Raw genomic sequence first — 24,985 nt, forward strand, 5'->3', positions numbered from 1 at the left:
ACGAGAACCCACCATGGAACAATTTGAGTGCATCAGCGTGCAGCAGGCACAGCAGAAACTGGCAGACGGCAGCGCGCTGCTGGTCGATATTCGTGACCCACAAAGTTACGCAGCCGGGCATGCCAGTGGCGCATTTCACCTGACGAATGACTCCCTGCCCGCCTTCCTTGCCCGGGCTGAATCTGTCCCGGCAGTGCTGGTGATGTGCTACCACGGCAACAGCAGCAAAGGGGCCGCGCAGTACCTGCTGACCCAGGGTTTTGCCGAGGCTTACAGCATTGATGGCGGTTTCGATGCCTGGCGCAGCGCCTTCCCCCAGCAGGTAGACGCGCAATAACGCGCATTTTGGCTCGCGGCGTTACCCCTGCAACTTGTCGGGTGAAAAAGCTATACTGCCGCCTTTGTTTGCTCAGGATTAAAGGAAGCCGTCCTAACTATGCGCATTACTCACTTTACGCATCTGCGCCCGGCCCAGGCGTTCGTTGACTATATGGCCACGCGCGGCGTTACGCTGCGCATCGAGCACGACAGCGGCTATACGCTGTGGCTGGATGACGAATCGCAGCTGAATGTGGTCGAAAACGAACTTAACCTGTTTATCCGCGACCCTAACCATGTGCGCTACCAGGCGGCGAGCTGGCAGAGCGGCACCACCGACAGCGGCATTCAGTATCAGCATACCTCCCTGATGGCCAACGTGCGCGACTGCGCCGGGCCGTTAACCCTGCTGATCATGGGCGCCTCGATTCTGGTGTTTATCCTGATGCAGATTTTTGGCGACGAGGCGGTGATGCGGGTGCTGTCGTGGCCGGATGTCGATCAGCATCTGGAGCTGTGGCGCTGGTTCAGCCACGCGCTGCTGCACTTCTCGATGCTGCATATCCTGTTTAACCTGATGTGGTTCTGGTATCTCGGTGGCGCGGTGGAAAAACGCCTCGGCAGCGGTAAGCTGTTGGTGATCGCCCTGATTTCGGCGCTGCTGAGCGGCTGGATGCAGGCGAAGTTCAGCGGCGTGCTGTTTGGCGGCCTTTCCGGCGTGGTGTATGCACTGATGGGCTACAGCTGGCTGCGCGGGGAACGTGACCCGGAAAGTGGGATTGAACTGCAGCGCGGCCTGATGGCGTTCGCCGTCCTCTGGCTGCTGGTGGGTTATTTCGGCTGGTTTGGCCTGTCGATTGCCAATGCCGCGCACGTGACCGGCCTGCTGGTCGGGCTGGCAATGGCGTTTGTCGATACGCGACAGTTAAAAAAGAGGGGACGCGAGTGAAGCAGACACAACGACATGACGCCATCATCGAACTGGTGCGTCGTCAGGGCTATGTCAGTACCGAAGAGCTGGTGGAGCATTTTGAAGTCAGCCCGCAGACTATTCGCCGCGACCTGAACGACCTGGCGGAGCAGAATAAGATCCAGCGCCATCACGGCGGCGCGGCGCTGCCTTCCAGCTCGGAAAACAGCGCGTGGCAGGATCGTAAGATGATGTGGTCAGCGGAAAAAGCGCGCATTGCCCAGCGCGTTGCCAGCCAGATCCCGGACGGTGCCTCGCTGTTTATCGATATCGGCACCACGCCGGAAGCCGTGGCGCACGCGCTGATGAACCACAACAATCTGCGCATTGTGACCAATAATCTCAACGTGGCGGTACTGCTGATGGCGAAGCCGGATTTCCGGCTGATCCTCGCGGGTGGAGAAGTGCGCACCCGCGACGGGGGAATTATGGGGGAAGCAACGCTCGACTATATTTCTCAGTTCCGCCTCGACTACGGCATTCTTGGCATCAGCGGCATCGACCTTGACGGCTCGCTGCTCGACTTCGACTATCATGAAGTGCGCACCAAGCGCGCCATTATTGAAAACTCGCGCTGCGTGATGCTGGTCGCCGACCATTCAAAGTTTGGCCGCAATGCCATGGTTAACCTCGGGAATATGAGCCTGATCGACTATCTGTTTACCGATGAAGCTCCGCCGCCAAGCGTGATGAAAACCATCGAGCAGCACGAAGTGCATCTGGAGCTGTGTTAACCCGTTATTACGCGTAGGGGCTGACCCTCTGTTTAGGTCAGCCCGACGGGGCGACCAGAAAAGCGGTCGACCCCTACAAACGTGGTCGACCGCTCAATTCACACCCATCCCCATCAAATGCAGCAGCTGCTGCGCCTGCTGTACCGCTTCCTGACGGTGAACCACGCCGAGCTTCTGATACAGATTACGAATATGCGTTTTGATCGTGGTGGCCGCCACATCCAGCTCGCCAGCGATCTGATCGTTGCTGTAGCCGGAATAAATCAGCCCCAGCACCTGCCACTCGCGCAGCGTCAGCGGGCTGGTACGGATCAGCTCCGGCACCTGCGGATGCGTCAGCAGGCGGGTGACAAAGGTTTCGTCAAAATGGGCAAACTTGTGGCGATGATGCTGATTGATGTCGCGCAGGATGCGCTGCGCCCGGCGCTGTTCCATCTCCGGCAGCGTGTGCAGCTGGATAAGCTGACGCAGCTGCTGCGCCATCGCTTCGCCCTCCACCACAAAATGGCTGATAAAGCCGGTGCGGTTCGCCAGCGTCAGCGCCTCAATCAGCGCCTGCTGAGCCTCGCCTTTGCGCCCGGCCTGCCAGTAAAGCGCATTGGCCAGCAGCAGGTTGCGGTTGAGGTCGCTGGTAAGCTGAAGGCGGCGCGCATTGTCATTCAGCTCGTCCAGCACCACTTCCGCCTCGTCAAGCTGCCCCAGCATAATCTGGGCGCGGGCGATATTGCGCCACTGCCCCTGCAGGAAATGGTTATCGGCGTCCGCCGGTTTCTGCGTCAGCCGCAGCCAGTTGGCGGCGGCGCTGCGGTCCTCGTTCATCTGCCAGTAAATCACCCGCGCTTCATCGGCGTTGGTTACCCAGTCGCTGTGATAGTGGCCGTTGCTGAGCAGATTTTCACAGCGCGTCAGGTAGCGGCGGGCATTATCGAGATCGCCACGTGCCAGCGCGCATTTCGCCAGCACCGAAAGGCACTGCAGCTGCTGCTGCGGGTGGAAGTTTTCCAGCACCTTCAGCCCGGCGCGCGCGGATTTCTCCGCCTCGTCAAGATTGGCCCACGACAGCAGCAGCTGGGCGCGGATGCGCAGCAAAAACTCGTGCATCGGCAGCTGCTCCAGACCTTCCTCGGCGATCAGCCGGAAAGCCTGCTCCTGGGTATCCCAGGCGGTTTGCAGATAGCCCTGAGCAATAAGGATTTCGCTCTGCTGCAGCAGTGCCCACAAAGCATAATGGCAGACGCCCTGCTGACGGGCCATCTGCGCGGTCTGCTGCATCATCGCCAGCGCCTGCGCCAGCTCGCCGCGGCAGTGCAGCACTTCGCCGCGCACCGAGGTCGCCACTATGCGGCTGAAGTCGCAGGAGAGCGGCAGCGTATCGAGCGCCAGCGTGGCGAGGCGGTCGGCCTCATCCGGGCGCCCGGCGTTGATCGCCACCTGGGCGCGCAGCGCATTGAACTCGGCGCTGAGCAGCGCATCGACCGTCACCTTTTCCAGCGCCATCTCCTGTTCGGCGCGCGCCAGCAGCAGGTCAACTTCATCGTAGCGATGCTGGCTTTGCGCCAGCCATGCCTGCAGCAGGATCAGGCGCGGATGGTCGACCAGCTGACGCCACGGCAGCGCCTTCAGCCCTTTTTCCAGCAGCGTCAGTTCGCTGTGGTTGAACAGCGTCCAGGCGTGACGCAGTAGGATATCGCGCAGCAGGGCGGTATCTTCCGCCGCCAGCGCGTGGTGAATCGCTTCGCCGGCATAGCCCAGCGCCATCCAGCCCTCGGCGGCGGCGCGGTGAATGGTGTGCAGTTCGCTGCCCAACTCCCACTGGCAGCGCTGACGCAGGAAGGAGGCAAACAGCGGGTGGAAGTTAAACCACTCGCCGCTCTCATCCATGCGCTGTAAAAATAGCCCCTGGCGCTCCGTCTCTTCCAGCCGCCGCTGGCCGTTCTCTTCGCCGGTCAGGCGGGCAATCAGCGCATCGTTCATTGAGCGCAGCACCGAGCTGCGCAGCAGGAAATTACGCGTGCCTTCGTCAACGCAGTCCAGCACCTCGTCGACCAGATAGTCGGAAAGGTGGCTGGCGTTAATCCCGGCCAGCCGCTGTGCCGACTGATGCGCCGGGGTGTTTGACTGGCGTGCCGACAGCGCAATCAGCTGCAGGGCGGTCGCCCAGCCAGCCACTTCATCGCACAGGCGCTGCGAATCAACTTCAGCAATGGGCTGCTGCAGGCGAGCGGCAAAAAAGGCGCCGGTTTCCTGATGCGTAAACGCCAGCGACTGGCTGTTGATCTCCAGCAGCTGATCGCGCACGCGCAGGTTGGCAATACCCAGTGAGGGCAGGTTGCGCGACAGGATCACCAGCGTCAGGTTCTCGGGCTGATGACGGATAAAGAAGCGCATCGCCTGGTGAATGGCGTCATTGGTCAGCAGATGGTAGTCGTCAATCACGATCGACAGCGGGCGCTGCCATTCGGACAGCTCAATAAACAGCTGAGCGAACAGCCCGTTGAGGCTGGCGTACTGACGTTTTTGCGCCAGCGCTTCGCTGCGCACGCAGTGGCCGTCCGTTGCCTGCTGTACCGCGGCCATAAAATAGCTGGCGAAGCGCTCAGGATAGTTGTCGCTGTCGTCAAGGGAGTACCAGCCCAGGCCACTCTTTTCTGCCGCCCACTGGGCGATGAGTGTGGTTTTGCCATAGCCAGCCGGGCTGGTCACCAGTACCAGCCGATAAAGGTTGCTGTTGGACAGCCGGGCGATCAGGCGATCGCGCAGCAGCGTGTTCTCTAACCTCAGGGGTCTGCTTAGTTTTGCTGGTATCAACATGAGTTACACTTCATTGTGTGATGATACATCGTGAAATAAAGGGAATTATTTTACAGCGCGTAATTAAGACACCATTGACCATCAACCCGGTTATTGCAAGACAGAGCGATCGCGGATGCTCGGTAAGTTGCACCTCATCACATTTCCTGACGTAATTTTTACTGCGCGCGACGCTGGCGCGATCAATTGAATCACCCATAATTACATCAGCAGCACGCTTCCTCCCCCATCTTGCTATCCGGGCGTGCAGTCACACCTGCACCCCCTGACCGTGCGCTTTTCCGGGCTGCCCGCCCGGCAGGTTGAGTCCCTCTAGTTGCTTTTTTTGATTTATTTTTGGCTCATCGCATGATGCGGTGAGCTTTTTTTCGGTTTGCCGTCTTAACTCTATTCTGGGGCCAAATTTTCAGCTACGCCCTGTCACTCCTCCCTGATAAAAAATGCCGGAGGAGGATGTTCTGTCATTCCGCAACGTTAGCATGTGCGCATAAGTAACTAATTTAAGAGGGACGGTATGTCGCAACAGAAATTCAGTAAGGCACGTTTCGACGCTGCCTTGACGCGTCAATGGCAGCATTTAGGGTACTCCTCTGCCAATGAGATGACCTCCCACCAGTGGTGGCAGGCGATAAGCGGGGCGCTGGCGGAACTGCTGGCCGCGCAGCCGGTGGTGAAAAGCGCCAGGACACAGCGCCATGTGAACTACATCTCCATGGAGTTTCTGATTGGCCGCCTGACCGGTAATAACCTGCTGAACCTCGGCTGGTATGACGAAGTGAAGGCGGCACTGGCAGAGCATCAGCGCGACCTGAGCGAATTGCTGGAAGAGGAAGTGGATCCGGCGCTGGGCAATGGCGGTCTGGGGCGCCTTGCCGCCTGCTATCTCGACTCGATGGCAACCGTCGGCCAGTCGGCAACCGGCTACGGTCTTAACTATCAGTACGGTCTGTTCCGCCAGTCGTTCAACGACGGCAAGCAGATTGAAGCCCCCGATGACTGGCATCGTGCCAGCTATCCGTGGTTCCGCCATAACGCGGCGCTGGATGTGAACGTCGGTATCGGCGGTAAAGTGGTGAAAACCGGCAATGGCGGCTTGCGCTGGGAGCCGGACTTCACCCTGCGCGGTGAAGCCTGGGATCTGCCGGTTACCGGCTATCGCAACGGCGTGGTGCAGCCGCTGCGTCTGTGGCAGGCGGTGCATGCTCATCCTTTCGACCTGACGCTGTTTAACGAGGGGAAATTCCTGAAGGCGGAGCAGCAGGGCATTGATGCGGCGAAGCTGACTAAAGTGCTGTATCCCAACGACAACCATCAGGAAGGCAAGCGCCTGCGCCTGATGCAGCAGTATTTCCAGTGCGCCTGCTCAGTGGCGGATATTCTGCGCCGTCACCACCTGGCCGGGCGCAGCATCCATCAGCTGCCCGACTTTGAAGTTATCCAGCTGAATGATACTCACCCGACCATCGCCATCCCGGAAATGCTGCGCGTGCTGCTGGATGAGCATCAGCTAAGCTGGGATGACGCCTGGGCCATCACCAGCCGCACCTTCGCTTACACTAACCACACGCTGATGCCGGAAGCGCTGGAGCGCTGGGATGAGAAGCTGGTACGCAGCCTGCTGCCGCGCCACTTTACGCTGATCAAAGAGATCGACCGCCGCTTTAAAAAGTTGGTCGATAAGCAGTGGCCGGGCGATGAGAAAGTGTGGGCGAAGCTGGCGATTGTGCATCACAAACAGGTGCGCATGGCCAACCTCTGCGTGGTCAGCGGCTTTGCCGTTAACGGCGTGGCGGCGCTGCACTCGCAGCTGGTGGTGAAGGATCTGTTCCCGGAATATCACCAGCTGTGGCCGGAAAAATTCCACAACGTCACCAACGGCATCACGCCGCGCCGCTGGCTGAAGCAGTGTAATCCGGCGCTGGCCGGGCTGATTGACGACACGCTGAAGGTAGAGTGGGCCAACGATCTTGCTGCCCTGCAGGGGCTGGAGAAGTTTGCCGACGATAAGGCATTTCGGAAAAAATATCGTCAGATTAAACACGATAACAAGCTGCGGCTGGCGGCTTACATCGAGCAGCGCACCGGCATTGTGGTCAATCCCAGCGCGCTGTTTGATGTGCAGATCAAGCGCCTGCATGAGTACAAACGCCAGCACCTCGGGCTGATGCATATCCTCTCGCTGTATAAGCGGCTGCGCGACAATCCCCAGCTCGACGTGGTGCCGCGCGTGTTCCTGTTCGGTGCCAAAGCTGCGCCGGGCTACTACCTGGCGAAAAATATTATCTACGCCATCAACAAAGTGGCGGAGAAGATTAACCAGGATCCGCTGATCGGCGACAAGCTGAAAGTGGTGTTTATCCCCGATTACCGCATCACCGCCGCGGAGCTGATGATCCCGGCAGCGGACCTGTCAGAGCAGATCTCGACCGCCGGTTATGAAGCCTCCGGTACCGGCAATATGAAGCTGGCGCTGAACGGTGCGCTGACCGTGGGAACGCTGGACGGCGCCAACGTCGAGATCGCCGAGCAGGTGGGTGAAGAGAATATCTTTATCTTCGGCAACACCGTCGATGAGGTGAAGGCGCTGAAAGCGGGCGGCTATGACCCGATCAAGCTGCGTAAAAAAGATAAGCACCTCGACAGCCTGCTGAAAGAGCTGGAGAAAGGCTTCTTTAGCGATGGCGACAAGCACGCCTTCGATATGATGCTGCACAGCCTCGGCAAGGGGGGCGATCCCTGGCTGGTGCTGGCCGATTTTGCTGAATACTGCGCGGCGCAGCTGCAGGTGGAAGCGCTGTATCGTGACCAGGAAGCCTGGACGCGTGCGGCCATTCTTAACACAGCCCGCACCGGGATGTTCAGCTCGGACCGTTCGGTACGCGACTACCAGCAGCGTATCTGGCAGGCAAAACGCTAAGGAGCGGCTTATGGATGCAAAGAAGTTTGAGCAGGCCGCTGCGGCGGCCGGTATTTCAGCCAAATATATTAACGCCTTCGGCCAGCCGGAAGCGGTCAGCCGGGAGACGCGTGAGAAGCTGCTGGCGGCGATGAGTGAGCCGCTGAAGAGTGAGGATGCGCCGCTGCCGCCCTGCAAAGTTTTGTTGAAAAAGCGCGAGCAGCGGCTGGAGATTGGCGGCAAAGGGCGCTTTCAGTGGTGTTTTACCAGTGAAAAAGGACGCGAGTTTTACGGCGAGGTGAACGGCGGCGAGCAGATTCGCCTGCCGCAGAATCTGCCCAACGGCTACCATCAGCTGCTGCTGCGTCAGGGCAAAAAACAGTGGCCGTGCCGGATTATTATCGCGCCCAGGCGCTGTTATGAGCCGGCAGAACTCAAGCGCGGGCAGAAACTGTGGGGCGCCACCGTGCAGCTCTACACCCTGCGCTCGCAGCACAACTGGGGGATGGGGGATTTCAGCGATCTGAAACGCATGGTGACTGATATTGCGCAGCGCGGGGGGGCATTTATCGGCCTCAACCCGGTGCATGCGCTCTATCCGGCGATGCCGGAAAACGCCAGCCCTTACAGCCCGTCATCACGCCGCTGGCTTAACGTGATGTATATCGACGTCGCGGCAGTGCCTGATTTCCAGCACAGCGCTGCCGCCCAGCGCTGGTGGCAGCAGAAAAATACCCAGCAGGCGTTAAAAAAGGCGCGCGACACCGAGTGGGTGGATTACGCCACGGTGGGCGAGCTGAAGCTGCAAGGGCTGCGTCACGCCTGGCAATCTTTCCGCCAGCGCGATGAGCAGGATGCCACCCGCCAGCACTTCGCGCAGTTTGTTGCCGACGGCGGCGAGAGCCTGTTTTCGCAGGCGACCTACGATGCTTTGCACGCGGCGATGCTGAAGGAAGATGCCAGCCGCTGGGGCTGGCCGGTGTGGCCCGCCGACTATCAGCACGGCCAGAGTGAGGCGGTGCAGCAGTTCAGCCGCGATAACCCTGATGAGGTGCAGTTCTGGCTATGGCTGCAGTGGCTGGCGAATCGCCAGTTTGATGAGTGCTGGCAGCAGTGCCAGCAGCAGCAAATGCCGATTGGCCTGTATCGCGATTTAGCGGTCGGCGTGGCGGAGGGGGGCGCGGAGACCTGGAGCGATCGCGAGCTCTATCGCCTGAAGGCTTCGGTCGGTGCACCGCCGGATATCCTCGGTCCGCTGGGTCAGAACTGGGGCTTGCCGCCGATGGATCCGCACGTGATGACGGCACGCGGCTATCAGCCGTTTATCGATCTGCTGCGCGCCAATATGGCAAGCTGCGGCGCGCTGCGTATCGATCATGTGATGTCGCTGCTGCGCCTGTGGTGGATCCCCTACGGCGAGACCGCTAACTTCGGCGCCTACGTCTACTATCCGGTTGACGATCTGATGGCGATCCTCGCGCTGGAAAGCGAGCGCCATCAGTGCATGGTGATCGGCGAAGATCTCGGCACGGTGCCGGTGGAAATTGTCAGCAAGCTGCGCGATAACGGGGTTTATTCGTGGAAGGTGCTCTATTTCGAGCAGGAGGGGATGGACCGCTACCGTTCTCCAGCGGCGTGGCCACGTCAGTCGATGGCGAGTGCGACCACGCACGACCTGCCGACGCTGCGCGGCTTCTGGAGCGCCGGGGATCTCACTCTCGGCGAAACCCTGGGCCTCTATCCGGATAAGGTGGTGCTGAGCAAGCTGTTCGCTGACCGTACGCGGCAGAAGCAGGCGTTGTTAAACGCGCTGCACCGCTACGGCTGCGTGCCGAAAAGCTGCGGTAGCCAGGCGGCGAAAATGGCGATGACGGCAACGCTTAATCGCGGCATGCAGCGCTTTATCGCCGACAGCAATAGCGCCTTACTGGGGTTACAGCCGGAGGACTGGCTGGATATGGAAAAACCGGTCAATGTGCCGGGCACCACCGATCAATACCCGAACTGGCGGCGCAAGTTGAGCGTGACGCAGGAGGCGATGTTTGCCGACCCGAGAGTCAACCGCTTGATTAAGGATTTGGATAAGCGGCGTAAAAGCTGAATACGGGACGACCGGAACAGAAGGTCTTCATCCTGACCGTTGCAAACCCTCAACACGGGACGACCGGAACAGAAGGTCTTCATCCTGACCGTTGCAAACCCTCAACACGGGACGACCGAAACAGAAGGTCGTCCCCTACCGCTGTTTCGGTCCGCCCTGGTTTAAGGCGTAAAGGCTTTAAATATTACCGAGCCATTCACCCCGCCGAAGCCAAATCCGTTCACCAGCGTGCTGCCGATCGGCATCCGGCGCGCCTCATTCTGCACCACGTTTAACCCTTCAGCACCGCTGTCGAGCTGGGAAATATTCAGCGATGGCGGGGCAATACCGTCGCGCATTGCCAGCAGTGAGAAGATGGCGCCCACAGCACCCGCCGCACCCAGCAGGTGACCGGTGGCGGATTTGGTGGAGGAGATAGCGGTTTTCGCCCCGTCACCGAGCACGCGGCGTAACGCATTCATCTCCGCGAGGTCGCCGACCGGGGTGGAGGTCGAGTGCGCATTGATATAATCGATATCGCTGCCCGTCATCCCCGCCTGCTGCAGCGCAATGCTCATTGCCCTGGCTGCGCCTTCACCATCTTCCGGCCCGGCAGTGATGTGGTATGCATCCGACGTGGTGCCGTAGCCGACCACTTCCGCCAGAATAGTGGCGCCGCGCTGCTGTGCGCTGCTCAGCTCTTCCAGCACCAGCATGCCGGCGCCTTCACCCATCACAAAACCGTCGCGGCGCTGATCGAACGGTCGCGAGGCCTGCTCTGGATGGTGGTTAAAGGCGGTTGAGAGGGCGCGTGCCGCCTGGAAGCCGCCGAGCGATACCGGGTTAATGCAGGACTCACTGCCGCCAACCACGGCGATATCCGCCTCATCATAGCGAATAGCGCGGAAACCATCGCCGATGCTCTGAATGCTGGCCGCACAGGCAGAAACTGGCGTGCCTAAGATGCCTTTAAAGCCGTATTTGATCGCCACATGCGACGAGGCAAGGTTGGCGATAAATGAGGGAATTGTAAACGGTGACAGCCTGCGACTGCCTTTCTCCGCCACGGTTTTCACCGCATTATTGATGGCGTGAAAGCCACCAATGCCGGTGGCAATAATCGTCGCGGTGCGCAGTTTTGCCGCTTCCGCCAGAGTGTGCAGCCCCGCCTGGCTTATCGCTTCTTCAGCGGCGGCCAGCGCCAGATGGATAAAGCGGTCAGCTTTACGCTGCTCCTTTGGGGGAATTAACGCATCGATATCAAAGCCGTACTCGGGGTCCTGAGCGACAGACTGAACCTGCCCGCCCACGCGAATGGCGGTGTCACCGTGCGCGTCTTCATCGAGATGACGAATGCCGGACTGCCCGGCGATCAGCCGCTGCCAGCTGCCTGCCACGCCGTTGCCCAATGGGCCAATCAGACCCATGCCGGTGATAACAACTCTTCTGCCAGTATTATTCAACATGATGACCTGTAGGTTAGGGAAACTGATTTCAGTGTACACGTGTAAGCTGAAAGATCCACACTCAATCGCAGCGGGGATAGGCGCGGTAAGACGGGAAAAGGGTCAGGATGAGGGGAATGGAGTGTAGGGGATGGGCAGGCCCATCCCGCTAGATAACGAGGTCAATCAGTAGAAGGAGTGCTCGCCGCGCTGGTGCTCGGTGAGGTCACGCACGCCCTTCAGCTCAGGGAAGGCGGCCAACATCTCTTTTTCGATGCCCTCTTTCAGGGTCACGTCGACCATGGAACAGCCGTTACAGCCGCCGCCAAACTGCAGGATGGCGAAGCCTTCATCGGTGATTTCCATCAGCGAGACTTTGCCGCCGTGGCTGGCGAGCTGCGGGTTAATCTGGGCCTGCAGCAGGTACTCAACGCGCTCGACCAACGGCGCGTCGTCGTTCACTTTACGCATTTTGGCGTTTGGCGCTTTCAGCGTCAGCTGTGAACCCAGGTTATCGGTGACGAAGTCGATTTCCGCGTCTTCCAGATAAGGGGCGCTGAGCGCGTCAACGAAGGCGGATAGCTTCTCGAACTTTAGTTCGGTATCCGTCGCTTCGACTGCATCGGGCGGGCAATAGGAGACGCCGCACTCTGCGGTCGGCGTACCCGGATTAATCACGAATACGCGAATTTGGGTGCCATCTTCCTGCTTTGACAGCAATTTTGCGAAGTGCTCTTGTGCAGAGTCGGTAATTAGGATCATGGCGATTGCTCAATAGTTGACTAATTTCGTTGGTTATAATACGCCCATCACCGACGCTCTACAAGGTTCGGCACAGGCACCATATCTGTATGCTGGCCGCGCCCTGGGCCAGCAAAATGCGGCTGATCTCAGCCACGGTACTGCCGGTGGTGACCACATCGTCCAGTAAGGCGATATGGTGACCGCGCACCTGTGTTTCAAGCCGAAACGCACCGCGCAGGTTTTTTCGCCGGGCGAGAGCCCCCAGGCGATGCTGCACTTTTCCAGCGCGCACCCGCGTTAGCGCATGCGGCAGATATTGGCACGGCGTCCAGCGCGCCAGCGCGCGGGCGATATCCTCTAACTGATTATAGCCACGCCGCCATGCCCGGTGATGATGCAGCGGCACGCTCAGCAGCAGGGAGGGGCGCATCAGCCCGTGGTCCCGCCGCCGCATTAACCAGCTTAGCAGTATTAGCCGCGCCAGCATTACCGCCTGTGCGGTGCCGTGATAAAACTTCAGGCGATTCACCAGCTGGCTGAGTGGCGGTTGCCAGGGCGTGACCGCAAGCAGCGCTCCCCAGGGCGGCGGGCGGCGCAGGCAGCGGCCACACTCGCGCAGGCCGCCATGGTGGCCTAATCCGCAGCGCGGGCAGCAGTGACGGCGCAGCGGTAACCCCCGCAGACAGATGCTGCAGATCCCGTGGGCGGCTACAGCGAGCGGCATCTGGCATAGCCAACAGACAGCCGGCATTGGTAGCATAGCGACCTCATAAGCAAAAACAGGACCCTAACTCATGACGGCACTGCACTGGGAGACAATTGGACAGGGAGATCGCCATCTTGTGCTGCTGCACGGATGGGGGCTGAATGCGGGCGTGTGGCATTGCATCAGCGAGCGGCTCAGCGCACATTTTTGCCTGCACCTCGTTGACCTGCCGGGCTATGGACGCAGCCGGGATTTTCCGGCGATGACGCTGGATGAGATGGTCGCAACGATTCTGCCGCAGGCACCTGAACGCGCTATGTGGCTCGGCTGGTCACTGGGTGGACTGGTGGCGAGCCAGCTGGCGCTGAGCCACCCTGAGCGCGTCAGCGGATTGATTAGCGTGGCTTCCTCCCCCTGCTTCAGCGCACAGCCGCAGTGGCCGGGCATCAGGCCGGAAACCCTGAGCGGCTTCCAGCAGCAGCTCAGCGAAGATTTCCAGCGCACCGTGGAGCGTTTTCTGGCGCTGCAAACCCTGGGCACCGAGAGCGCGCGCCAGGATGCACGCCTGCTGAAAGGCGTGGTGCTGGAACAGCCGATGCCGACGCCGCAGGTGTTAAACGGCGGGCTGGAGATCCTGCGTACCGCCGATCTGCGCGCAGCGATGAGCGTGCTGCAAATGCCGCTGCTCAGGCTGTACGGCGCACTCGATGGGCTGGTGCCGCGTAAGATTGCCGCGCTGCTGGATGAGCGCTGGCCGCACAGCCGCAGTCACATTATCACCAAAGCTGCCCATGCACCCTTTATCTCCCATCCGGATGATTTTTGTCGTGAAGTGCTGGAGTTTGCGTCGCCAATACGTTGATAAACGTTGCAATAGTTACTACTTGCAACAATTTTGTCAGTTGCCGCACTTCGCGACAGCAACAATACTGTTTAACGGCAGCGCACGGCGCTGTCAGACAAACCGAAGTTTTGGCCTAAGGAGAGGATCCAGGATGAAAAAGATTATTGCTGTCACCACTCTGCTCGTCACCGCCGCATTCACCTTCAACGCCAGCGCTGCGCAAGAGATTTCGCGCGAAAAAGCGGCTGAGATGAAGCTGGAAAAAGTCGGCACCGTGACCACCAACTCAACGCTCGATCCGATGGATGCGAAAAAACACCTGTCAAAAAAGGCCGATGAGAAGGGCGGCAAGTATTTCGTGATTATCGCCGCAGATGAAGGCGACCATACTCACGCCCTGGCTGAAGTGTACAAGTAATCGATCTCCTGCCCACCGCGGGTGGGCAGTATTTTAGATTTTCAGCCAGCGAAAGCTCCACGGCGCCAGTTCCAGCCCCTGATGCCCATCCACCCGCTCATCATTCGCCACATCGCGATACCAGCGCGCTTCCGGCAGGGTATAGCTTACCGTTTTGCCACTCAGGTTGTAGACACACCACAGGCTCTCTTTTTCGTCCCGCGCCTGGCGCTGCATCACCAGCAGTGAATTATCGCTGTCGGCGATATGCATCGGGTTATCCGGATGGAACGCGGGCTGGCGTTTACGCACCTGCACCAGCTGGCTGAGCGCATACCACACCCGGTAGCGCAGGGAATCAGTCTCGCTCAGCGCCTGCTCAATGTCGCTGACGGCGTATTTCTGCCGGTTAATCGCCCGGTTATGCCCTGCTGCTTTTACCCCCTCCATGTCATTGCGCGAGCCGAGAATGCTCTGGATATAAATCGCCGGCACGCCGGGGAAGGCCAGCAGCAGGGCATGCGCCAGCAGAAAGCGCTGCAGGCGGGTATCGTCATCCTCATCCCGTTGGTTCAGCGCATCCATATAGGTGACGTTGATTTCATACGGGCTGGTGCTGCCGTCAGGATTATTTTTATAGGAGATCAGCGCGCCTTCCATCGCCAGATCGCGCACCAGCGAGACAATTTCGGTTTCCGGCAGGATGCCGCGCAGCGGGTTCAAACCGATGCCGTCGTGCGAAGCGAGGAAGTTGAAAAAGGTGGTGCTGCCACCGCTGCTGTCGAGCGAGGCCGCCCACTGGCGCAGTGCGCGCGCGGAGCCGTAGTGAATAGCGTGCAGCACCAGCGGCGGCAGGGAAAACTGGTACACCATCTGCGCTTCATCGCGGCCGTTGCCGAAGTAGCTGATGTTGTCTTTGTGCGGCACGTTGGTTTCCGTTACCACCACGGTGCCTGGGGCGACTTCGTTGGCAATGGCGCGGAACAGTTTCACCAGCTGGTGGGTTTTCTCCAGATGGATGCAGGAGGTGCCGGGGGTTTTCCACATATAGCCGACGGCATCCAGCCGCACATAGTCGGCACCTTTTTTCAGGTAGTCGAGCAGCACGTTAACCATAGCGATCAGCACTTGCGGATTGGCGAAGTTCAGGTCGATCTGGTCCGCGCTAAAGGTGGTCCAGATATAGCGCGTTTCGCCGTCGGCCATGGTAAACGGCGTCAGCAGCGGCGAGGTGCGTGGGCGGGTCACGGCAGTTAAATCGGTGGCGGGGGGCATGCTGATAAAGAAGTCATCCCAGCCGGGATCCTGCGCCAGATAGTGCGCGAACCAGGCGCTGTGCGCGGACATATGATTGCAGACAAAATCGAACATCAGGCGCGTGTGCTGGTGCAGCTCGGCGATCTCCTGCCAGCTGCCGCACCGGGGATTAACCTGGTGATAATCTATCACCGAGAAGCCGTCGTCGGATGAATACGGGAAAAAGGGCAGCAGGTGAACCAGGTTAAAACTGGACTGTAAATGCTGCTGATAGAAGCGCGAGAAGGTGGTCAGGGTAGGGGTATCGTCCTGATGAAACTGGTCGGCATAGGCGATCAGCACCACATCGTTTTCATCCCAGTGGGCTTTTCGCTGCTGATGAATCTGCGCCCGCGCCTCGTCAATCAGCGTATGCAGGCGCTGCAGGTACGATGGCGGAAATGCGTATTCGTAGATCTTATCTATTAAGTTATTGATAATATCCATTTTTATTTCGGCTGCCACCGCAGGTGAAAAATCAGGCGTTATTTTTCACTGTAGACGCTGGTCACAAAATCGCAACTTACATCAGTGGCAATTGTCGCTTTTTGCGCAACCAGAGCAGCCGCTCACCACATTTTTTACCGGAATTAGCCCCGGCCGGATGCGGATGCGTCGCAGGACTAGCAGCAGTAACGCATTAATCAGTATCACGCTGGCGATGATCAGCAGGCTGCTGCGCGGATGCTGGTCAAAACGGGCAAGTTGATAGAACAGGGCAGAGAGTGAGTACGCCAGATCGATGCCCCACACGACAGAGAAGAGCATCCAGCGGGCGCTGCTTTCGCGCGCGATGGCTCCCATCACCGAGACGCAAGGGACATACAGCAGCACAAAGATCAGGTAGCTGTAGGCGGCGGCATCGCTGGCAAATTTACTGTGCATGGTACCCATCGCACCGCTGGCCATTTCGGCATCACCTTTACTGGCTTCAATCGGGTTCGCCAGCACGCTGAGGCTGAACGTCGCCCGCACGCTCTGCCAGGTTTGCTCGGCGGCGTCCTTGAGCTGATCGATCAGGCTAAACTGCGCCGCGTCAAACGGCTGCCGCTGCAGCGCTTCTGCGGTGTAGAGCGTGTTGAGCGTGCCGACCACCACCTCCTTCGCCATTGCCCCGGTCAGCAGCCCGACGGTCGCCTGCCAGTTATCGCGTTGCACGCCAATCGGCGACAGCAGCGGCGTAAGCGTGCGGCTGACGCTGGCGAGGGCCGAGTCGTTGAGGTTACTGACCGGCTGACCGCTGAAGGTAAAACTGTTCAGCCCGCCAATCACGACGCTGACCAGCACAATCACTTTGCCCGCGCGCAGCGCAAAGCCGCGCAGACGCTGCCACGTCTGTAACAGCAGACTTTTAAGGTGCGGAACGTGCCATGTGGGCAGCTCCATCACAAACGGGCTGGCCGCGCCGCGCATCAGCGTATGCTTGAGCAGCAGGCCGGTCGCGATAGCGGCACCCAAGCCGAGCAGATAAAGGCTGAATACAACCAGCGCCCCGCGCTGACCAAAGAACGCTGCCGCAAACACCGCGAAGATAGCCAGGCGTGCACCGCAGGAGATAAACGGCGCCATCAGCACGGTAATCAGGCGCTCACGCGGGGCATCAAGCGTGCGCGCACCCATGACTGACGGGACATTGCAGCCAAAGCCGACAATCAGCGGCACGAAAGATTTCCCCGGCAGGCCGAGCGCCTGCATCAAGCGGTCCATCACAAAGGCGGCACGCGCCATATAGCCAGAATCTTCCAGCAGTGAGAGAAACAGGTACATCATGCCGATCTGGGGGATAAGCGGCATCACCGTATTGATACCACCGCCAATCCCCTGCGCCAGAAACAGCGTCAGCCATTCTGGCAGGTGCAGCGTGATGCCCAGCCACTGCGTACCCTGAATAAACAGCGCCGCCGACCCGAGGTCGAACAGCGGCTGTAGCGCACCGCCGAGATTAATGGCGAGGAAAAACATCAGGTACATCACCAGCAGGAAGAAGGGCAGGCCAAGCCAGCGGTTCATCGTCAGGCGGTCGAGATGCTGTGACACCCCCTTGCGCGTTCCCTGCTGCTGAATGGCCTGGCAGCACAGGGTTTCAATCGTCTGATAGCGGCTGCTGATGATGCTTTGCGCCACGTCTGCTCCTGCCTGCCGGGATACGGCGGGCAGCAGCCGGGCGGCATCCACGGCCTGCTGCTGGCTCCAGATATCCCCTTCCAGCATTTGCAGCGCCAGCCACTTTTTTTGCGCCGGCGAGAGGGGGGCCGCCATGGCCGCAGCCAGCTGTGCTACCGCCTGTTGCACCGCAGCAGGGTAGGCGACAGCGATCTGCGCGCAGCGAGGTGGGTAATGGTCAATGGCCTGTTTCAGCCGATCAATCCCGCGCCCGCGTGTGGAGACCAGCGGTACTACCGGGCATCCCAGCGCCTGCTCCAGCGCTGCAATGTCTATTCTGAGCTGCTGGCTTTCGGCCATGTCCAGCATGTTGAGCGCGATGATGCAAGGTAGCCCCATCTCCAGCAGCTGCAGCGTAAGGTAGAGGTTGCGCTCCAGATTGCTGGCATCCACCACGTTGATCACCAGCGAAGCCTCCATGCTCAGCAGGTACTGACAGGCGATCTGCTCATCCAGCGAGGCCTGCTCCGAGAGGGTGGTCAGCGAGTAACAGCCGGGCAGATCGACCAGCTTCACCTGATGCTGTGCGGTGGTAAAGCGCCCCTCTTTACGCTCAACCGTGACGCCCGCCCAGTTGCCGACGCGCTGGCGAGCGCCGGTCAGCTGATTAAACAGGGTGGTTTTGCCAACGTTTGGGTTACCGGTCAGGGCGAGAGTCGTGTTTTTCATTAAGCTCCCTCCCCGGCTTCAATGGCTTCAAGCAGCAGCAGGGAAAGCTCTTTGCGGCGCAGCATCAGGCTGGTACGGCGGGTTTCGATATGCAGCGGGTCGCCGAGCGGCGCTACGCGCACCAGGGTAAAGCAGGTGCCGGGCAGCAGGCCCTGCGCCATCAGTTTCTGACGAAAAGCCGCGCTGAGCGTGGGAGAAAAACCGGTAATCCGGTAGCTGTGCTGGGGGATCAGTTGCATTGTCCTGGCCTGCTGACATGTTGGACGCGAGAGTGAGACAATGAATTTTAATGAGAATGATTATTGCTCACATTGATATTGAGCAAGGTTATAGCGGAGAACGGGAGCGGTTTTTTGCAAAAAAGGGCGGGCCTGGCAGCCCGCCCTGAGGTTTAGCTCTTTTTACCAAACGCGGCGGCGAGGGCATCGCCCATCGCGCTGTTACCGGCGGGCTGCGCGGCTGGGCGCGGCTTGCTGCCTTTTGCCGGGCGCGCATTGTCACGGCCGTTAGCCGCGCTGCTACCGCCGCCACGACGCGCGTTGGTTTCACCAGGCTGCTCGTCCAGGCGCATGGTCAGGGCGATACGCTTGCGCTGCAGATCCACTTCCATCACCTTCACTTTGACGATATCCCCGGCTTTCACCACTTTATGCGGATCATCAACAAACTTGTCGGAGAGAGAGGAGATATGTACCAGGCCGTCCTGATGCACGCCGACATCGACGAACGCGCCGAAGTTGGTGACGTTGGTGACGGAGCCTTCCAGCACCATGCCCGGCAGCAGATCGTTCATGGTATCAATGCCGTCGGCAAACTGGGCAGTTTTAAACTCTGGACGCGGATCGCGCCCCGGTTTTTCCAGCTCTTTGATGATATCGCTGACGGTTGGCACGCCGAAACGCTCGTCGGTGAAATCGACCGCGCGCAGGTCGCGCAGCACGGACGGGTTTCCCATCAGCTCATTCAGCGCCTGTTCGGTGGCGGCGAGAATGCGCTCCACCACCGGGTACGCTTCCGGGTGCACCGTGGAGGCATCCAGCGGGTTATCGCCCTGTGAGATGCGCAGGAAGCCCGCGCACTGCTCAAAGGCTTTCGGTCCAAGGCGGCCCACTTTCAGCAGCTGCTGGCGGTTCTGGAAGCGGCCGTTCTCATCACGCCAGCTGACAATATTCTGGGCGATCATTTTGCTCAGGCCGGCCACGCGGGTCAGCAGCGGCACTGAAGCGGTGTTCAGATCCACGCCTACGCCGTTTACGCAGTCTTCCACCACCGCATCCAGCTTCTTCGCCAGCTGGCTCTGACTCACGTCATGCTGGTACTGGCCCACGCCGATGGATTTAGGGTCGATCTTCACCAGCTCGGAGAGCGGGTCCTGCAGACGGCGGGCGATGGATACCGCACCACGAATCGAAACGTCCAGGTCCGGGAACTCCAGCGCCGCCAGTTCAGAGGCGGAATAAACCGATGCGCCCGCCTCGCTGACGATCACTTTCTCGCCTTTCACCTGCGGGAACTGCTTCTGCACCTCAATGTAGAAACGCTCGGTTTCGCGTGAGGCGGTGCCGTTACCGATAGCCACCAGCTCAACGTTATGTTTGGTGCACAGCGCGGCCACTGTCGCCGCCGCTTTGGCGGTCTGCCCGGTGTGCGGGTAGATGGTATCGGTGGCAACCAGCTTGCCGGTCGCATCCACTACCGCTACTTTCACGCCGGTACGCAGGCCCGGATCGAGACCCATAGTGGCGCGCATCCCGGCCGGGGCCGCCATCAGCAGGTCATGCAGGTTGCGGGCAAACACGTTAATCGCTTCGTCTTCCGCCCGCTCGCGCACCGTGCCCATCAGCTCGGTTTCGAGGTGCAGTAGCACTTTGATGCGCCAGGTCCAGCTCACCACGGCTTTACGCCAGGCATCGGCCGGAGCGTTGTTGAGACGCAGGTTGAGGTGCTCGGTAATAATCTGTTCGCCGTGGCTTTCACGCGGCGGCTCGTCAAACTGCGGGTCGGCATTCAGCGACAGCTGCAGGATGCCTTCGTTGCGGCCACGGAACATGGCCAGTGCGCGGTGGGAAGGCACGCCGGACAGGGCTTCGTGATGGTCAAAGTAGTCGCGGAATTTCGCGCCTTCTTCCTGCTTGCCGTCAACCACGCGGGAGACGAGGTGAGCATTTTTCCACAGGTATTCACGCACTTTTGCCAGCAGGCTGGCGTCTTCGGCAAAGCGCTCCATCAGGATATAGCGCGCGCCATCCAGCGCCGCTTTGCTGTCGGCAACGCCTTTATCGGCGTCAACATAGCCCGCAGCCAGCTGCTCAGGATCGTGTTTTGGCTCCTGCCACAGCGTGTTGGCCAGCGGTTCCAGACCGGCTTCAATGGCGATCTGCCCGCGCGTGCGGCGCTTCTGTTTATACGGCAGGTAGAGATCTTCGAGCTCGGTTTTGCTCAGCGTGGCGTTAATCGCCGCGGCCAGCTCGTCGGTCAGTTTGCCCTGATCGGCGATGGATTTCAGAATGGACTGGCGGCGGTCAGCGAGTTCGCGCAGGTAGCCAAGGCGGGTTTCCAGCTGGCGCAGCTGGGTGTCGTCCAGCCCGCCGGTCACTTCCTTACGATAACGTGCGATAAACGGCACGGTATTACCTTCGTCCAGCAGGCGAACAGCGGCTTCAACCTGTTCAGCTCGGGCCTGCAGTTCACTTGCAATCAGGCGGCTCAGCGAATCTTTCATCATTGGGATACTTTAATGGCTTAAGAAATTGGCAACAGTTATACGGATTGCAGCGGCAGAATGCTACTAAACAGGCCGCCGCGGTGCGGATTAGGATTCTTTAACGTAGCGGATGTCGTTGACGTACCACAGCGCTTCACCGACCGGCGTTTGCACGGTGGCGGCATCGCCGACCTCCTTCTTCAGCAGGGCGCGCGCCATCGGTGAGTCGATGGAGATGTAATCGTTACGGCCAAAAATTTCATCATAGCCGACGATGCGAAAACGCTTGATCTCTCCGTCGTCATTCTCCACTTCCACCCAGGCGCCAAAGAACACTTTGCCATCCTGCTGCGGACTGTAATCGACGATGCGCAGCTGCTCCAGGCACTTGGTCAGGTAGCGCACGCGGCGGTCAATTTCCCGCAGGCGCTTCTTGTTGTACTGATAATCGGCGTTTTCACTGCGGTCGCCAAGGCTGGCCGCCCAGGTCACCTTCTTCGTCACTTCCGGGCGCTCTTCGCGCCAGAGAAAATCCAGCTCTTTCTTCAGCAGATTGTAGCCTTCACGGGTAATCAGTTTTGTTTTCATCGTTCAGCCATCATCGTCGCGGTTTGCCCGCTATTTTGTGATGCCCGGCGTGCGGATGCAAATCACGCATTGCGAATTATCCCCGAACGTTACTGCTTGTTTGTTCTGACAAATACCGCGCGTGAACTTTGTGCTTCAGCCGTGGTTTTTTGCCAGAATTTCAAGATAAGCTGCTGTTTAATATGCTTTGTAACAATTTCGGCTACAATATAAACCATTATTGACTGTTACATTCAGGCATCTTTTTTGAAAATACCAGCTCAGGCAATAGCGCCTTTGGGAGTCACTCAATGCAAGAAAATTACAAAATCCTGGTGGTCGATGATGACATGCGTTTACGTGCGCTACTGGAACGCTATCTGACCGAACAGGGTTTCCAGGTGCGTAGCGTGGCAAATGCCGAGCAGATGGACCGTCTGCTGACGCGTGAATCCTTCCATCTGATGGTGCTAGACCTGATGTTGCCGGGCGAAGATGGCCTGTCGATTTGCCGCCGTCTGCGCAGCCAGAGTAACCCGATGCCGATCATTATGGTGACCGCGAAAGGTGAAGAAGTGGACCGTATCGTCGGGCTGGAAATCGGCGCGGATGACTACATTCCGAAGCCTTTCAACCCGCGTGAGCTGCTGGCGCGTATCCGTGCCGTGCTGCGCCGTCAGGCCAATGAGCTGCCGGGTGCCCCTTCGCAGGAAGAGGCGGTGATTGCCTTTGGTAAGTTCAAGCTGAACCTCGGCACGCGTGAGATGTTCCGTGAAGATGAGCCTATGCCACTGACCAGCGGTGAGTTTGCGGTACTGAAAGCGCTGGTCAGCCACCCGCGTGAACCGCTGTCGCGTGACAAGCTGATGAACCTGGCGCGTGGCCGCGAGTACAGTGCGATGGAGCGTTCTATCGACGTGCAGATCTCCCGCCTGCGCCGCATGGTGGAAGAAGATCCGGCCCATCCGCGCTACATCCAGACCGTCTGGGGCCTGGGTTATGTCTTCGTGCCGGACGGCAGTAAGGCATGAGGCGACTCCGCTTCTCTCCCCGCAGTTCATTTGCCCGCACGCTACTGTTGATCGTTACCTTGCTGTTTGTCAGCCTGGTAACGACCTATCTGGTGGTGCTTAACTTTGCCATACTGCCCAGCCTGCAGCAGTTTAACAAAGTGCTGGCGTATGAAGTGCGCATGTTGATGACCGACCGGCTGCAGCTGGAAGATGGCACGCAGCTGGAAGTGCCGCCGGCATTTCGCCGTGAGATATACCGCGAGTTGGGCATTTCGCTGTATACCAATGCGGCGGCGGAAGAGAGCGGATTACGCTGGGCGCAACACTACGAATTCCTCAGCCAGCAGATGGCGCAGCAGCTCGGTGGCCCGACCGATGTGCGCGTCGAGGTGAATAAAAACTCACCGGTGGTCTGGCTGAAAACCTGGCTGTCGCCCGATATTTGGGTGCGCGTGCCGCTGACCGAAATCCATCAGGGCGACTTCTCGCCGCTGTTCCGCTACACGCTGGCGATCATGCTGCTGGCGATTGGCGGTGCGTGGCTGTTTATCCGCATCCAGAACCGACCCCTTGTGGAGCTGGAGCACGCTGCGCTGCAGGTGGGTAAAGGGATTATTCCGCCGCCGCTGCGCGAGTATGGCGCGTCCGAGGTGCGTTCAGTTACCCGGGCTTTTAACCAGATGGCTTCCGGCGTTAAGCAGCTGGCCGATGACCGTACCCTGCTGATGGCCGGGGTCAGTCACGATCTGCGCACGCCGCTGACGCGTATCCGTCTGGCGACCGAGATGATGTCGGAGCAGGACGGCTACCTTGCGGAGTCGATTAACAAAGATATCGAAGAGTGTAATGCGATTATCGAACAGTTTATCGACTATCTGCGCACCGGCCAGGAGATGCAGTTTGAGCGTGCCGACCTCAACAGCGTGCTGGGCGAAGTGGTGGCCGCAGAGAGCGGCTATGAGCGTGAAATTGAAAATGCGGTGATGTCCGCCGAGCTGATGCTGGATATCAACCCGCTGGCCATCAAACGTGCCGTGGCGAATATGGTGGTTAACGCTGCCCGTTATGGTAACGGCTGGATTAAAGTCAGCTCCGGACGCGAGTTGCAGCGCGGTTGGTTCCAGGTGGAAGATGACGGCCCGGGCATTGAGCCGGACCAGCTGAAGCATCTGTTCCAGCCGTTTGTGCGCGGCGATAGCGCGCGCAGTACCAGCGGCACCGGCCTCGGCCTGGCGATTGTGCAACGTATTATCGATGCGCATCAGGGAACGCTGGAGATCGGCAAGAGCGATAAAGGCGGTCTGCGCATTCGTGCTTACCTGCCGCTGCCTCCGGCCAGCCTGCCCGGCCCGGTGGCGTAAAACGGGTCGACCGGAAAGGAAGGTCGACCCCTGCATCATGGCGGGTGTAGGGGGCGATCCTTTACTCCGAACGACCCGCTATTGTTCGTTAACGTGACCAAAAAACAGCTCGGCAATCTTCGCATTGTCGATCGTCTCCCCGCTTAACGTCCGCACCAGGAACTCACTGCCCAGCAGCTGCAAGGAGATCACAATATCGGGCTGCACGCGCTTAATCTTCTGCAGATGCTGACTGTCGTTCACCAGGCAGATGGTGCGCGTTGCGCTACCGCCCGCCTCTTTTGCCGCCAGCACAATAAACGCATTCTCCGAATCATCGTTGCGCAGAGCGAGGATAAACTTCGCGTGCGCCGATCCCGCCTCCGTTAACACTTCCGAGCTGGAAGGATCGCCGATGACCAGGTCAGTTTCCGGCGGATACTGGTGCGCCAGCCCTTCCGGTACAATCACCGTTAACGCTTCCCCGCGCTGCTTCAGGCCGAGATAGACGCTGTGCGCCAGCGGCGTGGCACCGGCGATAATAAAATGATTTTTACGCATCACGCGGGTAAACCTCCCTTTGATAATTCTTTTCATATTGCCGCCCAGCACCGGGCCGATAATTACGCTGACCGACGTGGCAAACACGGTGATGCCCAGCAGAATAATGGAGACGGTAAACAGGCGCGCATGGGGGGTGAGCGGCACGATATCGCCAAAGCCTGCCGTCGACATACTGACGATTGAATAGTAGAACGCCATGGTGAGATCGCTGATGTGTGGCCGGAACTCTTCGCCGAGGTACAGCGAGCCTAGTACGCCATACAGCAGCAGCGAGGTGATGCTGAGCAGGGCAAACAGGCTGCCTGCGGCCAGGCTGGCATGATGAAAGCGCCGCCAGAACCACAGCAGCAGCAGGGTGTTGCCGAGCGTGGCGTACAGCAGCAGGTGCCGCGTATGCGGGTTGTTAAGTTCAAACAGCATCATCGCCAGCAGCAGCAGCAGTGAGAAAGCCCAGGCGATGCGCGCGCGCAGCAGTAAACCACAGCCGATAATCATCAGGCTCAGGCCGAGCATAAAGCGCGGGATCTCCAGCAGGCCAAACACCAGCAGGGCATTTTTCCAGGTGGTAAAACCGTCAATCACACCGGGCACGGAGTGCCATGCATGGTGCAGGGAAGGGTGCAGAAAAAGATAGCCATTTATCGTCACCAGGCAGGCCAGCAGGTGAACGGGGTTAAACAGATAAAGCGTGTGGTGCAGCAGGCGTTTCACGTCACTGTGTTTC

General features: G+C 59.3%; 19 protein-coding genes. 9 read left to right on the forward strand and 10 right to left on the reverse strand.

The genetic code is table 11. The features are described 5' to 3' along the window. Nucleotides 1-13 precede the first annotated feature (13 nt). The 3 genes from glpE (at nt 14) to ID864_RS19640 (ending at nt 2,022) form a co-directional block, all read left to right on the forward strand. Nucleotides 14-337: a thiosulfate sulfurtransferase GlpE gene (gene glpE / locus ID864_RS19630; protein WP_048917708.1), complete on the forward strand. Its 324-nt coding sequence runs from the start codon at nt 14-16 to the stop codon at nt 335-337. Between the two features lie 99 nt (nt 338-436). Then, entirely contained in the window at nt 437-1,267 is an 831-nt protein-coding gene (glpG, locus tag ID864_RS19635; protein ID WP_191150250.1) for a rhomboid family intramembrane serine protease GlpG, read from the forward strand. Then, entirely contained in the window at nt 1,264-2,022 is a 759-nt protein-coding gene (locus ID864_RS19640; protein ID WP_048917706.1) for a DeoR/GlpR family transcriptional regulator, read from the forward strand. The genes glpG and ID864_RS19640 overlap by 4 nt, the downstream gene beginning before the upstream one ends. Before the next feature lie 93 nt (nt 2,023-2,115). Here the strand turns inward: ID864_RS19640 and malT are convergent, their stop codons facing one another. Further along, nucleotides 2,116-4,833: an HTH-type transcriptional regulator MalT gene (gene malT / locus ID864_RS19645; RefSeq protein WP_048917705.1), complete on the reverse strand. Its 2,718-nt coding sequence runs from the start codon at nt 4,831-4,833 to the stop codon at nt 2,116-2,118. A gap of 514 nt (nt 4,834-5,347) precedes the next feature. Between malT and malP the strand changes: the two genes are divergently transcribed. Beyond that, nucleotides 5,348-7,750, forward strand: coding sequence for a maltodextrin phosphorylase (malP, locus tag ID864_RS19650; protein WP_048917704.1), 2,403 nt, complete (start codon nt 5,348-5,350; stop codon nt 7,748-7,750). 10 nt (nt 7,751-7,760) lie between these two features. Further along, the gene (gene malQ, locus ID864_RS19655; protein ID WP_191150251.1) at nt 7,761-9,830 is read left to right on the forward strand and encodes a 4-alpha-glucanotransferase; all 2,070 of its coding nucleotides are present in this window, start codon (nt 7,761-7,763) and stop codon (nt 9,828-9,830) included. A gap of 161 nt (nt 9,831-9,991) precedes the next feature. Here malQ and fabF read toward each other — a convergent pair whose 3' ends face one another. The 3 genes from fabF to gntX form a co-directional block, all read right to left on the reverse strand. After that, the gene (fabF, locus tag ID864_RS19660; RefSeq protein WP_191150252.1) at nt 9,992-11,275 is read right to left on the reverse strand and encodes a beta-ketoacyl-ACP synthase II; all 1,284 of its coding nucleotides are present in this window, start codon (nt 11,273-11,275) and stop codon (nt 9,992-9,994) included. A gap of 165 nt (nt 11,276-11,440) precedes the next feature. Next, the gene (gene nfuA, locus ID864_RS19665; protein ID WP_048917701.1) at nt 11,441-12,016 is read right to left on the reverse strand and encodes a Fe-S biogenesis protein NfuA; all 576 of its coding nucleotides are present in this window, start codon (nt 12,014-12,016) and stop codon (nt 11,441-11,443) included. A gap of 58 nt (nt 12,017-12,074) precedes the next feature. Next, on the reverse strand, nt 12,075-12,758 hold the full coding sequence (gntX, locus tag ID864_RS19670) for a DNA utilization protein GntX (protein WP_191150253.1): 684 nt from the start codon (nt 12,756-12,758) through the stop codon (nt 12,075-12,077). 34 nt (nt 12,759-12,792) lie between these two features. On the opposite strand from gntX, the gene bioH reads away from it, so the two are divergent. Further along, on the forward strand, nt 12,793-13,566 hold the full coding sequence (bioH, locus tag ID864_RS19675) for a pimeloyl-ACP methyl ester esterase BioH (protein WP_191150254.1): 774 nt from the start codon (nt 12,793-12,795) through the stop codon (nt 13,564-13,566). Between the two features lie 133 nt (nt 13,567-13,699). Beyond that, nucleotides 13,700-13,966: a YdgH/BhsA/McbA family protein gene (locus ID864_RS19680; RefSeq protein ID WP_048917698.1), complete on the forward strand. Its 267-nt coding sequence runs from the start codon at nt 13,700-13,702 to the stop codon at nt 13,964-13,966. Nucleotides 13,967-13,999: 33 nt separating this feature from the next. Here the strand turns inward: ID864_RS19680 and ID864_RS19685 are convergent, their stop codons facing one another. The 5 genes from ID864_RS19685 to greB form a co-directional block, all read right to left on the reverse strand. Continuing rightward, a complete protein-coding gene (locus ID864_RS19685) occupies nt 14,000-15,688 on the reverse strand; it encodes an alpha-amylase family glycosyl hydrolase (RefSeq protein WP_191150255.1) in 1,689 nt (562 codons plus the stop codon). 81 nt (nt 15,689-15,769) lie between these two features. Further along, on the reverse strand, nt 15,770-18,073 hold the full coding sequence (gene feoB, locus ID864_RS19690; protein ID WP_048917692.1) for a Fe(2+) transporter permease subunit FeoB: 2,304 nt from the start codon (nt 18,071-18,073) through the stop codon (nt 15,770-15,772). Next, complete coding sequence (feoA, locus tag ID864_RS19695; RefSeq protein ID WP_048917691.1) at nt 18,073-18,312, reverse strand: ferrous iron transporter A; 240 nt, start codon at nt 18,310-18,312, stop codon at nt 18,073-18,075. Before feoA ends, feoB begins: the two co-directional genes overlap by 1 nt. A 152-nt stretch (nt 18,313-18,464) precedes the next feature. Next, the gene (locus ID864_RS19700) at nt 18,465-20,798 is read right to left on the reverse strand and encodes a Tex family protein (RefSeq protein ID WP_048917690.1); all 2,334 of its coding nucleotides are present in this window, start codon (nt 20,796-20,798) and stop codon (nt 18,465-18,467) included. An 87-nt stretch (nt 20,799-20,885) separates the two neighbouring features. Further along, nucleotides 20,886-21,365 (reverse strand): transcription elongation factor GreB, encoded by a 480-nt coding sequence (greB, locus tag ID864_RS19705; RefSeq protein WP_048917689.1) that lies wholly within the window; start codon nt 21,363-21,365, stop codon nt 20,886-20,888. A 290-nt stretch (nt 21,366-21,655) separates the two neighbouring features. Between greB and ompR the strand changes: the two genes are divergently transcribed. Together ompR and envZ are read left to right on the forward strand one after the other, a co-directional pair. Beyond that, nucleotides 21,656-22,375 carry an osmolarity response regulator transcription factor OmpR gene (gene ompR / locus ID864_RS19710; RefSeq protein ID WP_001157751.1) on the forward strand — a complete coding sequence of 240 codons (720 nt, stop codon included), beginning with the start codon at nt 21,656-21,658 and terminating at the stop codon, nt 22,373-22,375. Next, on the forward strand, nt 22,372-23,718 hold the full coding sequence (gene envZ / locus ID864_RS19715; protein WP_048917688.1) for a two-component system sensor histidine kinase EnvZ: 1,347 nt from the start codon (nt 22,372-22,374) through the stop codon (nt 23,716-23,718). Before ompR ends, envZ begins: the two co-directional genes overlap by 4 nt. Nucleotides 23,719-23,796: 78 nt before the next feature. On the opposite strand, the gene kch is transcribed toward envZ, so the two are convergent. Beyond that, nucleotides 23,797-24,972 carry a voltage-gated potassium channel protein gene (gene kch, locus ID864_RS19720; protein WP_099753503.1) on the reverse strand — a complete coding sequence of 392 codons (1,176 nt, stop codon included), beginning with the start codon at nt 24,970-24,972 and terminating at the stop codon, nt 23,797-23,799. Between the last annotated feature and the right edge of the window lie 13 nt (nt 24,973-24,985).

It is taken from the genome of Erwinia aphidicola (assembly GCF_014773485.1).
GTDB classification, from domain to species: Bacteria; Pseudomonadota; Gammaproteobacteria; order Enterobacterales; family Enterobacteriaceae; genus Erwinia; species Erwinia aphidicola.